This window comes from Agrococcus sp. KRD186, assembly GCF_017168255.1.
In the GTDB taxonomy this organism is placed as follows: domain Bacteria; phylum Actinomycetota; class Actinomycetes; order Actinomycetales; family Microbacteriaceae; genus Agrococcus.
The window spans coordinates 2,972,000-2,982,803 of the sequence record NZ_JABFAP010000001.1 but is presented as its reverse complement, the minus strand read 5'-3'; the positions used below and the strand labels follow the sequence as shown (position 1 = coordinate 2,982,803).

The window sequence follows — 10,804 nt, the reverse complement described above, 5'->3', positions numbered from 1 at the left end:
CCGCGAGTTCTCCACACCCCGTTCGAATCTCTCTTCCCATGTCAGTGGCCGCTGATTGAATGCCTGCATGTTCGAGGACGGCATGGATGCGGAGGGGTACATCGATGCTGTCCGTGCCGGCGCGATCGACCCGTACGGGCACACTGCGGAGGAGCTGCAGGAGTCGCTGGACGCGTACGATCGCGACTGGACCGAACGCCTGATGGCGCTGACTGACGAGCAGCTCGACGAGGTGGCCGCGGGCCGCATGCAGCTTCCGCCGCTGCCGGGTCCGATCGAGTCGGAGCACGCCGTCCGCTTCCGCGCGGAGTCCGAGTTCGTCGGCCGTGCCCGCGCCCTGCAGGTGCAGCGCGCTCGACTGGAGGCGGCCGAGCGAGAGCTGCTGGCAGCGCGGTTCGCGCGGCTGCAGGACGAGCCTGGCGTGTTCGACACGAACCTGCGCGAGACCGCCTCGAACCTGGCCGTGGAGCTGCGCCTCTCCGATCGCACGATGGAGCGGCGCCTGATCGCCGCCGCCCGCATGGTGACGGAGCTGCCGCTCGCGCACGACGCCCACCGGGCCGGCCGCATCAACAGCGGTCATCTGCGCACGATCGAGAAGGAGACCGAGGCGCTGCGCCTGGACGCCGCCATCGACGCCGAAGAGCGGACGAGGGTCGAGCAGGAGCTCGTCGCCATGGCGGAGACCACGACCCCTGGGCAGCTGCGCTCACGGGCGAAGCGGATCGTCGATCGGGTGCTGACCGAGCCGCTGCAGCAGCGCCACGACCGGGCGCGCGAGACGAGGGAGCTGTTCCTGCAGGACGAGGGCGACGGGATGGCGTTCCTGGGCGTTCGCTGCCTGGCTGTCGCCGCGAAGGCCGCTTACAACCGCGCCACCGACGCCGCTCGCCGCAAGCCCAAGGACGACCCGCGCACCTTCGACCAGTACCGCGCCGACGTCGTGCTGGATCTCCTCACCCGCGGCATGGTGCCGGATGACACGAGCGGCGTGCGCGGCGTGAACGGCATCACCGCGACGGTGGTGGTGACGATCCCCGCGACCGCGCTGCTGCACGATCACGATGACGCGCACGGGCAGGAGCCGTTCCCGGCGCTGCTGGATGACGAGATCCTCGTCGATGTCGACACCGTCCGCATGCTCGCCGCTGAGACCGTCACCTGGGAGCGGCTCTTCCTCCACCCCGTCACCGGCGTCCCGGTCACGGTCGACACGTACCGGCCCAACCGGGCCATGCGGCGCTGGCTGCGCGCCCGCGACGGCCGTTGCCGCTGGCCCGGCTGCAACAACCCCGTCTACCGCGCCGACGTCGACCACACCCACGACTGGGACGCCGGCGGCGCGACCACCATCGGCAACCTCGCCCACCTCTGCCGCCGGCAGCGACGGCCGTTGCCGCTGGCCCGGCTGCAACAACCCCGTCTACCGCGCCGACGTCGACCACACCCACGACTGGGACGCCGGCGGCGCGACCACCATCGGCAACCTCGCCCACCTCTGCCGCCGGCATCACACGATGAAGCACGCCACCGCCTGGACCGTGCAGCAGCTCGAAGACGGCGTGCTCGAGTTCACCAGCCCCCTCGGCATCGTGCTCCGCAGCGAACCCGAGCCCCAAGGGCCACGCTTCACCGCCACCGACGACACCTTCTGGGGCAGCATGACCTGCACCCAGCCCAGCCTCCCGAACGCGCCACCATTGGTGGACACACCCTTCTGAGACCGACCATCTGGACGCCGCACGCGCCTGCGCGCCCGCACGCGAGCCGTCTGACCCGAACGCCGAGGCGCTGAGCATGCTGAGGCGGGCCGCTCGAGCTCCGGACCGCTATCGCGTGCGCCGCGGTTACCGGCGGCGGATGAGCGCCGTCGCGATCGCCTGCACGCCCTCGCCGCGACCGGTGGCGCCCAGTCCGTCGGTGGTGGTGCCGCTGACGCTGACCGGCGCGCCGAGCATCGCGCTCAGCACCCGCTGCGCCTCGTCGCGGCGCGGGCCGATGCGCGGGCGATTGCCGAGCACCTGCACGGCCACGTTCACGGGCGTCCAGCCCTCGCTGCCGAGCCGCTCGAGCGCAGCCCGCACGAACACCTCGCCACGCGCGCCCGCGTGCTGCGGGTCGTCGACGCCGACCAGCCCACCGATGTCGCCGAGCCCCGCCGCGCTCAGCAGCGCATCGACGATCGCGTGGCAGACGACGTCGCCGTCGGAGTGACCCGCGAGAGGCTGCCCCTCCCACTCCAGGCCGGCGAGCCAGAGCGCGCCGTCGCCGCCGAACGCGTGCATGTCGACGCCGATGCCGGTCCTGAGCTCGTCCGCACCTGATCCCGCCATGCCCGCCTCCAGCAGCAGCGCCTCGGCCCGCTCCGCATCGGCGGGGGTCGTGATCTTGAAGGCGAGCTCGTCGCCCGGCACCGCCACCACCGGCTCGCCGAGCGCCTGCACGAGCTGCGCGTCGTCGGTCGAGTCCGCACGGGCTTCCCCGGCCGCCTCGTACGCGCGGCGCAGCATCTGCGCGTCGAAGCCCTGCGGCGTCTGCATCGCCCGCAGCGTCGAGCGGTCGACGATCGCGCCCAGGGTCTCGTCGGCACCGCCGGTCTCATCGGCACCGCCGGTCTCATCGGCACCACCGGTCTCACGCGCGCCAGCGGGGTGCCCCGAGTCCACCACCCGCACGGTGTCGACGACCGGCAGCACCGGCACCACGGCCACAGCGCCCGCCTCCAGCGCGGCGCGCACCCGATCGAACGGCGTCGCCGGCGTGAGCGCCCTGGCCGCGTCGTGCACGAGCACGAAGCGCACGTCGCCCGCCGCCGCGAGCCCAGCCAGCACCGAGTCGGCCCGTGTCGCGCCCCCGGTGACCACCTGCGCGGTGACGCCGGCCCGCACGGCGATCGTCGACGCATCCGCCTCGTAGCCGCTCGGCACGACCACCACGATGCGCGCTGCCAGCCAGGCGAGATCGCGCAGCGCGTGCTCGAGCACGGTCGCTCCGGCGAGCTGCGCGAACGCCTTGGGCACGCCCCGGCCGAGGCGCGTGCCGCTGCCGGCGGCGACGACGATCACGGCGGTCTCGGTCACAGCGACAGCCTATGGCGGCGCGGCTGGGTAGCCTGGTGACGATGCCCAGGTCGCAGCGGCCCGCCCGCACCTACACGACGGATGCGCTCACCCGCACCGTGCGCATCGCCGCGCTCGTCGCCGCGGTCGCCGTCGCCGGCTGGGTGCTGCTGCTCTACCCGGCGATGCCGCAGACGGTGCCGACCCACTTCGACGTCACCGGCACTCCCGACGCCTGGGGCGACAAGTCGAGCGTGCTCGCGCTGGTGGCCGTCTCCGTCCTGCTGCCGGCCGCGATGGGGTGGCTGTCGACGAAGCCGCGCTGGTTCAACCTGCCGGTGCCCGTCACCGACGAGAACGCGCAGCGCCTCTACCGGGAGGGCGAGCGGATGCTGGTGTGGCTGATGGTGCCGATGGTCATGCTGTTCGCCGGCATCGCGCTGAGCCTCGTGGGCATGCCCGTCGCGCCGTTGCTGTGGATCGGCGGCGCCGGGATGCTGGTCGTGATCGTGGTCGGCATCGTGCGGCTGCTGCGCGCGGCGTAGGACGACGAAGGCGCCCGGCCTCGCGGCTCGGGCGCCTTCGCTGGGTCTCTGCGGGTCAGCTCGCGGGGGCGAGCGCCTCGTCGAGGCGCGCCGAGGCGGCATCCTCATCGGTCTTCTCCGCGAGCGCCAGCTCGCTCACCAGGATCTGGCGCGCCTTCGCCAGCATGCGCTTCTCGCCGGCCGAGAGGCCGCGGTCCTGGTCGCGGCGCGAGAGGTCGCGGACGACCTCGCTCACCTTGATGACATCACCGGACGCGAGCTTCTCGACGTTCGCCTTGTAGCGACGGGCCCAGTTCGTGGGCTCCTCGGTGAAGTCGGCACGCAGCACCTCGAAGACCTTGTCGAGGCCCTCCTCGCCGATGACGTCACGCACGCCGACCATGTCGACGTTCGCGGCGGGGACCTCGATCGTGAGGCCGCCCTGTGCGACGTTGAGCTTGAGGTACGTCATCTCGACGCCCTTGATCTTGCGCACCTTGACCTCGGTGATCGTCGCGGCACCGTGGTGCGGGTAGACGACAGTCTCTCCGACCTCAAAGTTCATCGAATGCTCCTCGTCCTAGCCCAGAACCTTGATTTTATCACAGCGTGTCGCTCGCCAACGCCCGCCGGAGGTGCTTGAATCACGCCCCGCGCGAACGCCGCAGCCCCAGTTGCGCGCCCGCTCGCGCACACGCGAGGCCGCCGGTAGTAGACTCGATCGCGACCGCGCCACGCACACCAGCGGGCCATCAGCGTCACCTGTCGAAAGGGTCCCCGTGCAGCCTCGTCTCGCCGCAGCAGCAGCCGCAGCCGTCGTCGTCGCCATCGCCGCGACCGGATGCAACATCCTCACGCCGCAGGCGACCACGATCGACTACGACGCCTCCGACGGCGTCTCGGGCGCCACCGGCACGGTCGAGATCCACAACGCCATGCTCGTCGGCGCTCCCGACGGCGACGCCCTGAACCTCGCCGTCACCTTCACGAACGACGGCGAGCCGACCGTCGTGCAGGTGCGCGTCGACGACGCGAGCGAGCAGGTGCGCGTCGGCGAGGGCGTCACGACCTTCGGCTTCGACGGGGAGCAGATCGTCGTCCCGGCGCCGAGCGACCTCGTGCTGGGCGAGCTGCGCAACGTCTCGTTCCAGGCCGACGGCGCCGAGCCGTCCGGCCTCCGCGTGCCCACGATCTCGACCGACATGGTCGGCTACGAGACGCTCGCACCCTCCGCCGAGTAGACCCGCTCGGCGAGCGCTCTCAGCGCTCGAAGCGGTAGCCGAGCCCGCGCAGCGTCACCACGCGCGTCGGGCTCGAGGGGTCTTCCTCGATCTTCGCCCGCAGCCGCTTGATGTGCACATCGAGCGTCTTGGTGTCGCCGAAGTAGTCGCTGCCCCACACCCGGTCGATGAGCTGACCGCGGGTGAGCACGCGACCTGCATTGCGCATCAGGTACTCGAGCAGCTCGAACTCGCGCAGCGGCATCGCCACCTCGGAGCCCGCGACGTGCACGGTGTGGCTGTCGGAATCGAGCCGCACCCGCCCGATCTCAACCACCGAGTCGTCCTCGCCCTCCTCGTCGACCGCGCGGCGGCGCAGCACGGCACGGATGCGCGCCACCAGTTCCCGGGACGAGTACGGCTTGGTCACGTAGTCGTCGGCACCCAGCTCGAGCCCGACGATCGTGTCGATCTCGCTGTCCTTCGCGGTCACCATGATGATCGGCACCTGCGAGCTCTGCCGGATGTACCGGCACACCTCGGTGCCGCTGCGGCGCGGCAGCATCAGGTCGAGCAGCACCAGGTCGGCGCCCTCCTGCTCCCACATGCGCACTGCGGCGTCGCCGTCCTCGGCGTGCGCCGTCTCGTAGCCCTCCAGCTCGAGCAGATAGGCCAGCGGCTCGGCGAGCGCCGGCTCGTCCTCGACGATCAGGATGCGCGTCATGCAATCTCCTTGTGAGCGGGGCCGGCCGCCGCGGGCAGCCGGAGGGTGAACGTCGAGCCCTGACCGGGGCGCGACCAGAGCGAGACCTCGCCGCCGTGGCTGGCGGCGACGTGCTTCACGATGCTGAGACCGAGGCCGGTGCCGCCCGTCACCCGGCTGCGCGCCGGGTCGATGCGGTAGAAGCGCTCGAACACGCGCTCCTGCTCCTCCGCCGGGATGCCGACGCCCTTGTCGGTGATCGCCACCTCGACGACCCCGTCGACGACGCGCACCCCGACACCCACGTGCGTCGCCTCCGGCGAGTACTGCACGGCGTTCGAGATCAGGTTCTGCACGGCCATCGTCACGAGCTCCTCGGAGCCGAGCACGTCGGCATCCTCGAGCACGCGGGGCATGATGCGGATGCGCTTGGCGTCGGCCAGCACCCGGTTGCGGTCGACCGCGATGTCGACGACCTGCGCGATAGGGAACCGGTCTGCGTGGTCGAGCGGGTCGTCGGCCTGGATGCGCGAGAGGTCGATGAGCTCCTTGGTCATCCGACCCAGCCGGTCTGCCTCCACCTGCATGCGCTGCGCGAAGGAGCGCACGCGCTCGGGCTCCTCGGCGCCTGCCTCGATGGCCTCCGCCAGCACCGTGAGCGCACCGATCGGCGTCTTCAGCTCGTGGCTGATGTTCGCCACGAAGTCGCGGCGCACACCCGCCAGCCGCAGCTCCTCGGTGCGGTCGGCGGCGAGCACCAGCATGAAGCGGTTGCCCAGCGGGGCCACCCGCACGCGCAGCTGCACGTCGTGGCCGCCGCCGAGGCGGCCGCGACGGTGCGTCATGTCGAGCACCTCGGCCTCACCTGTGCTCCAGACCCGGCGCACCGCATCCGCTATCTCGTGCGCGCGCAGCGTCCTGCCCTCGACCAGATCGAGCGCCTGCGCCCCCGGCGAGGAGACGATGACCTGGTTGGAGCCGTCGAGCACGACGCCCGCCGACTCGAGCACGTGCACCATGGCGGTGATGCCATCCGGGATCGGCTCGCTCGCGATCGCCATCACCTGCCGCCCGCGCTGGGCGGCCAGGCCGAGCAGGTGCACGGAGGCCGCTCCGATCGCGAACCCGAGCAGGATGGCGAGGAGCACGTACCAAGACGCATCCACTCCACGAGCGTATCGGTGCCGGCGAATGGATCCGCGGAATCGGGACGGTGCACCCGACGTTCAGCCTTCGGACACCCGACGGTAACCTAGGAGCGGAACACTCGGGGTTCGACCCGTGCCCGGTCCCGATGCAGCCCCGGGCGCAGCAACAGGAGCAGAAGCAATGCGCGACGTTTTCCAGCAGGAGCTCGCCGAGGTGCAGGAGCGCCTCGTCGACATCGCCAACCACGTGGTCGTCTCGATCGAGTCGGCTGTGCGTGCGTTCGGAGACTCGAACGTGCAGCTCGCGGAGCAGGTCATCGCCACCGATCCGGTCATCGACGACAAGGCCGCATCGCTCGACGAGCTCGCGATCGACATCATCGCCCGCCAGTCCCCGGTCGCCCGCGACCTGCGCATCGTCGTCTCGGCACTGCGCATCTCGGCCTCCCTCGAGCGCATGGGCGACCTCGCCCGGCACATCGCGCTGCTGGCCCGCTACCGCTTCCCCATGCAGGTGGTGCCGGAGTCGCTGCAGCCGACCTTCGCCGAGATGGGCGCGCACGACATCGAGATCGCGAAGATGCTGCGCGACCTGCTCGAGACGCAGGACCTCTCGCTCGCCGAGCGGCTGATGGAGTCGGACGAGAACGTCGACCGGCTGCACCGCGAGGTCTTCTCGCACGTGCTGGGCACCGCATGGGAGGGCGCCGCGCACACGACCGTCGACGCGACGCTCGCCAGCCGCTATCACGAGCGCTTCGCCGACCACGCCGTCGGCATCGCCAAGAAGGTGCAGTACCTCGCGACCGGCGACTGGGTCGGCGATGAGGACGCGCACGCCGAGATGGCCCCTGAGCCGGTGCAGCCCGCCGCCCCCGCGGCACCCGTGCATCCGCTCGAGACCTCCGACTGACGGCGACGACGAACGACGGAGCGGGCCCGCATCGCGCGGGCCCGCTCCGTCGTTCGCAACTGGTGCTCGACCGGGCTAGTGCTTGCCCTGGTTCGCCACGGCGGCGGCGCCGGCGGCGGCGGCCTCCGGGTCGAGATACTCCCCCGGGCCCAGCGGCATGTTGTCCTCGCCCAGGCGGTACAGCAGCGGGATGCCTGTGGGGATGTTGAGGGCGGCGATGTCGTCGTCCGAGATGCCGTCGAGGTGCTTCACGAGCGCCCGCAGCGAGTTGCCGTGCGCCACCACGAGCACGGTCTTGCCTGCCTCGAGATCCTTCGTGATGTCCGACTCCCAGTAGGGCAGGAAGCGCTCGATGACGTCTTTCAGGCACTCCGTCTTCGGCACTTCGCCGTCGATGTCGGCGTAGCGCGGGTCGTTCACCTGCGAGTACTCGCTGTCGTCGTCGATGGGCGGCGGTGGGGTGTCGAACGAGCGGCGCCAGAGCATGAACTGCTCCTCGCCGTGCTGCTCGAGCGTCTCGGCCTTGTTGAGCCCCTGCAGCGCGCCGTAGTGGCGCTCGTTCAGGCGCCACGAGCGCTTGACCGGGATCCAGTCCCAATCAGCGGCGTCCAGCGCGATGTTCGCGGTCTGGATCGCACGCGTGAGCAGCGAGGTGTAGAGCACGTCGGGCAGCAGGTCGCGCTCGCGCAGCAGCTCGCCGCCGCGCTTGGCCTCCCCCTCGCCCTTCGGTGTGAGACGGACGTCGACCCAGCCGGTGAACTGGTTGGACTCGTTCCAGGTCGACTGGCCGTGGCGGAGCAGGATCAGAGTGCGCTCGGTCATGCCGCCAGCCTAGCCGTGCGGACTGCTCAGGCGGGTGGGGCGGCGGGGCGCTTGACGGCGCCCACGCGCGGCAGCCGCGGCGGGCGGTTCGCGTGGCCCGCGGTGGGCGGCACGAGCACCTGCTGACCGGCGGCGACGGCCGTGCCGTCGGCGGCGCGCACGATCAGATCCTCATCGGCGGGCGTCGAGCGCTTCACGACCGCCAGCGCGATGGGGCCGAGCTCGTCGTGGATGGCAACCGAGGTGACGGCACCGGCGGGCTTCTCGCCGGCCAGCACCTCGTCGCCGTGCGCCACCTGCGCGTTCTCGCTGCCGTCGAGGTGCAGCAGCACCACCCGGCGCGGCGGGGCACCGAGGTTGTGCACCTTCGCGACCGTCTCCTGCCCGCGGTAGCAGCCCTTCGCGAGGTGCACCGCGGTGGTCAGCCAGTCGAGCTCGTGCGGGATGCTGCGCTCATCGACCTCCGCCAGCGACGGCCTGCCCGCGGCGATGCGCAGCGCCTCGGCCGCCATCGAGCCGACGAAGCGGTCGCTCGCGATACCCTCGGCCTCTGCGGGCGTGAGGATGAGCTCCGACCAGCGCCACGGCTCCCCCGTCGGCTCGCCGTAGCGCACGCCGCCGGGAGCGACCTCCGGCCAGCCGTCGACCCAGGCGGGCGCGCCGGCGAGCTCGGCGGACGGCCCGCCCGCGGTGCCCACGACGACCACCTCGGGCCGCTCGATCTCGACCTGCTTGTAGAAGCGCATCCGCGTCAGCCACGTCTCCAGCGCATCACCGGTGCCGGCGTCGACGACGACCCAGAGCGCATCCGCCGTCTGATGCAGCCGCATCACGTGCTCGATGCGACCCTCGGGCGAGAGCACGAGCGACTCGGTCGAGGCGCCCGGAGCGAACTGCTCGAGGGCCTGGCTGGTGATCGAGTCGAGCCACGGCAGCGTGTCGGGGCCGCTCAGCCGCAGCACGTCGCGCGGCAGCAGCACGAGGCCGCCTGCCCGCAGGCGGCGCTGCTCGGCGATCGGGTTGCCGACGTGCAGTGGCAGCCCGGTGGCCTCGTCGAGCACGGCGTCGGGCAGTGCGGCGGCGATGCGGCGGGCGGCGCCGGGGGCACTCGGGTCGGTGGTGGTGCTCAGGTCGGTGCTCATGCTTCGTTCGCCTCACTCGGTGTCACGCGGGCGAGCCGGCCGGAGGCGTGGCTCTCGAGGCTCTGGCCGAGCGCGGCGAGATCCCACGCCCACAGCAGGTGGTTCTCGACCAGCCCGTACATGCGGGTGGATGCGCTGTGCTCCTTCGCGCTCGCACCTCGCAGCACGGCGTCGGTGGCGAGGTCGATGCGCGGGCCGGCGATCGTGCCGAGGTAGAGCTCGGCCACCCCGGTGGGGTGGGAGATGAGCGCCTGGAGCTCGAAGCCGCCGTCGGGGCGGCGCAGCGCCTCGACCGCCTCGGCGTCGCCGTAGGCGGGATCGCCCTCGGGCGGCAGCATGCCGGGGCCGGCGTCGGCGTCGTGCGCCGGGCGCGCCAGGCGCCAGAAGCCGCTCTCGGCCGCCAGCGGCGTCAGCTCGTCGTCGAGCTGCCAGGCGTAGGCCTCATAGCTGAGGTAGGGCTGCCCGTGGTGCGCGAACGAGACGCGCTGGCCGAACTCCTGCTCGACCGTGCGCTCGCCGACGGGGAAGGAGAGCACCCCGGTGCCCTCCCAGGTGCCGATGAGCCACTGCAGTGGGCCCAGCTCGGCGGGGAGCGTGGGGTCGAGCTCGAGCATCGCTTAGCGCTGACCCCGGAAGAGGTTGCGCACCACGACGAACGAGACGCCGAGGATGGCGAGCATCGCGAGGCCGAGCAGGCCGAGGAAGAAGATCTCGAGGGCGACGACGGGGATGGCATCCATGTCTCAATCCTAACCGCTCTCTCGGATGTCTGCCCGGAGGCTGCAGGGCAGTGGACGCCGGGGGCTACAGGGCCGTGAACGCCGGAGGCTACAGGGCCGTGAGCGGCGGAGGCTACAGGGCCGTGAACGGCACCAGGATGGCGCTCGCCACCGCGAGCACCACGATCGCGCCGAACAGCGCGGCCGCCAGCCGGTCGACCAGACCCGGCACGGTGGGGCCGCCGAGCTGGATCGCGAAGGCGGTCAGCGTGCACGTGCCCAGCACGATCGGCAGCCAGACGATGCCGTCGGTCGGCTGCAGCACGGCGACCAGCACCGCGCCGAGCGCCGCGAGCAGCCACACGGGCCACACGCTCGCCCACTGCCACGTCATCGCCTTGCGCATGCCGCCATTGTGTCGCAGTCGCGGCTGCGGTGCTCGGTGCGTCTCGACAGGTATACGGCGCGTTGCTCGCGCCGCCGGGGTTTTCGCGCAAACCGCCGTATACCTGCGGGGCGGAGGGCGCGTGGGGGCGCACACCGCGGCGGCGGGC

At 71.8% G+C, this 10,804-nt stretch carries 12 protein-coding genes and 2 pseudogenes; 5 read left to right on the top strand and 9 right to left on the bottom strand.

Going from position 1 to position 10,804, the window contains the following annotated elements; genetic code table 11:
* Positions 1 to 67: 67 nt before the first annotated feature.
* Together J1M46_RS14485 and J1M46_RS15955 are read left to right on the top strand one after the other, a co-directional pair.
* Positions 68 to 1,369, top strand: a pseudogene (locus J1M46_RS14485) (DUF222 domain-containing protein); the annotation flags it as partial.
* Between the two features lie 94 nt (positions 1,370 to 1,463).
* Positions 1,464 to 1,721: pseudogene (locus tag J1M46_RS15955) on the top strand (hypothetical protein); the annotation flags it as partial.
* 126 nt (positions 1,722 to 1,847) lie between these two features.
* Here J1M46_RS15955 and ispF read toward each other — a convergent pair.
* The gene (gene ispF, locus J1M46_RS14480; RefSeq protein WP_206448424.1) at positions 1,848 to 3,080 is read right to left on the bottom strand and encodes a 2-C-methyl-D-erythritol 2,4-cyclodiphosphate synthase; all 1,233 of its coding nucleotides are present in this window, start codon (positions 3,078 to 3,080) and stop codon (positions 1,848 to 1,850) included.
* 41 nt (positions 3,081 to 3,121) lie between these two features.
* On the opposite strand from ispF, the gene J1M46_RS14475 reads away from it, so the two are divergent.
* Positions 3,122 to 3,604, top strand: a complete 483-nt coding sequence (locus tag J1M46_RS14475; RefSeq protein ID WP_206448423.1) for a DUF1648 domain-containing protein — start codon at positions 3,122 to 3,124, stop codon at positions 3,602 to 3,604.
* Between the two features lie 55 nt (positions 3,605 to 3,659).
* Here J1M46_RS14475 and J1M46_RS14470 read toward each other — a convergent pair whose 3' ends face one another.
* Entirely contained in the window at positions 3,660 to 4,148 is a 489-nt protein-coding gene (locus J1M46_RS14470) for a CarD family transcriptional regulator (RefSeq protein ID WP_092915573.1), read from the bottom strand.
* Positions 4,149 to 4,362: 214 nt separating this feature from the next.
* On the opposite strand from J1M46_RS14470, the gene J1M46_RS14465 reads away from it, so the two are divergent.
* On the top strand, positions 4,363 to 4,824 hold the full coding sequence (locus tag J1M46_RS14465; RefSeq protein WP_206448422.1) for a hypothetical protein: 462 nt from the start codon (positions 4,363 to 4,365) through the stop codon (positions 4,822 to 4,824).
* A 19-nt stretch (positions 4,825 to 4,843) separates the two neighbouring features.
* On the opposite strand, the gene J1M46_RS14460 is transcribed toward J1M46_RS14465, so the two are convergent.
* Positions 4,844 to 5,527, bottom strand: coding sequence for a response regulator transcription factor (locus J1M46_RS14460; RefSeq protein ID WP_206448421.1), 684 nt, complete (start codon positions 5,525 to 5,527; stop codon positions 4,844 to 4,846).
* Positions 5,524 to 6,672 carry an ATP-binding protein gene (locus J1M46_RS14455; protein WP_206448420.1) on the bottom strand — a complete coding sequence of 383 codons (1,149 nt, stop codon included), beginning with the start codon at positions 6,670 to 6,672 and terminating at the stop codon, positions 5,524 to 5,526. The genes J1M46_RS14460 and J1M46_RS14455 overlap by 4 nt, the downstream gene beginning before the upstream one ends.
* 163 nt (positions 6,673 to 6,835) lie before the next feature.
* Between J1M46_RS14455 and phoU the strand changes: the two genes are divergently transcribed.
* The gene (gene phoU / locus J1M46_RS14450; RefSeq protein WP_206448419.1) at positions 6,836 to 7,567 is read left to right on the top strand and encodes a phosphate signaling complex protein PhoU; all 732 of its coding nucleotides are present in this window, start codon (positions 6,836 to 6,838) and stop codon (positions 7,565 to 7,567) included.
* A 75-nt stretch (positions 7,568 to 7,642) separates the two neighbouring features.
* Here phoU and J1M46_RS14445 read toward each other — a convergent pair whose 3' ends face one another.
* The 5 genes from J1M46_RS14445 to J1M46_RS14430 all read right to left on the bottom strand — a co-directional run bounded on the left by J1M46_RS14445 (position 7,643) and on the right by J1M46_RS14430 (position 10,656).
* Complete coding sequence (locus J1M46_RS14445) at positions 7,643 to 8,389, bottom strand: phosphoglyceromutase (protein WP_206448418.1); 747 nt, start codon at positions 8,387 to 8,389, stop codon at positions 7,643 to 7,645.
* 26 nt (positions 8,390 to 8,415) lie between these two features.
* Positions 8,416 to 9,531 (bottom strand): CAF17-like 4Fe-4S cluster assembly/insertion protein YgfZ, encoded by a 1,116-nt coding sequence (gene ygfZ, locus J1M46_RS14440; protein ID WP_206448417.1) that lies wholly within the window; start codon positions 9,529 to 9,531, stop codon positions 8,416 to 8,418.
* Positions 9,528 to 10,145 (bottom strand): FABP family protein, encoded by a 618-nt coding sequence (locus J1M46_RS14435; protein WP_206448416.1) that lies wholly within the window; start codon positions 10,143 to 10,145, stop codon positions 9,528 to 9,530. The genes ygfZ and J1M46_RS14435 overlap by 4 nt, the downstream gene beginning before the upstream one ends.
* Before the next feature lie 3 nt (positions 10,146 to 10,148).
* Positions 10,149 to 10,271, bottom strand: a complete 123-nt coding sequence (locus tag J1M46_RS15700) for a hypothetical protein (RefSeq protein WP_274606950.1) — start codon at positions 10,269 to 10,271, stop codon at positions 10,149 to 10,151.
* Positions 10,272 to 10,383: 112 nt separating this feature from the next.
* The gene (locus J1M46_RS14430; protein ID WP_206448415.1) at positions 10,384 to 10,656 is read right to left on the bottom strand and encodes a hypothetical protein; all 273 of its coding nucleotides are present in this window, start codon (positions 10,654 to 10,656) and stop codon (positions 10,384 to 10,386) included.
* Positions 10,657 to 10,804 lie beyond the last annotated feature (148 nt).

Bases quoted from the DNA above. Each gene is read 5' to 3' on its own strand.
- J1M46_RS14475 (WP_206448423.1), top strand. From the start codon at position 3,122: ATGCCCAGGTCGCAGCGGCCCGCCCGCACCTACACGACGGATGCGCTC.
- J1M46_RS14435 (WP_206448416.1), bottom strand. From the start codon at position 10,145: ATGCTCGAGCTCGACCCCACGCTCCCCGCCGAGCTGGGCCCACTGCAG.
- J1M46_RS15700 (WP_274606950.1), bottom strand. From the start codon at position 10,271: ATGGATGCCATCCCCGTCGTCGCCCTCGAGATCTTCTTCCTCGGCCTG.
- J1M46_RS14460 (WP_206448421.1), bottom strand. From the start codon at position 5,527: ATGACGCGCATCCTGATCGTCGAGGACGAGCCGGCGCTCGCCGAGCCG.
- phoU (WP_206448419.1), top strand. From the start codon at position 6,836: ATGCGCGACGTTTTCCAGCAGGAGCTCGCCGAGGTGCAGGAGCGCCTC.
- ygfZ (WP_206448417.1), bottom strand. From the start codon at position 9,531: ATGAGCACCGACCTGAGCACCACCACCGACCCGAGTGCCCCCGGCGCC.
- J1M46_RS14445 (WP_206448418.1), bottom strand. From the start codon at position 8,389: ATGACCGAGCGCACTCTGATCCTGCTCCGCCACGGCCAGTCGACCTGG.
- J1M46_RS14430 (WP_206448415.1), bottom strand. From the start codon at position 10,656: ATGCGCAAGGCGATGACGTGGCAGTGGGCGAGCGTGTGGCCCGTGTGG.
- J1M46_RS14470 (WP_092915573.1), bottom strand. From the start codon at position 4,148: ATGAACTTTGAGGTCGGAGAGACTGTCGTCTACCCGCACCACGGTGCC.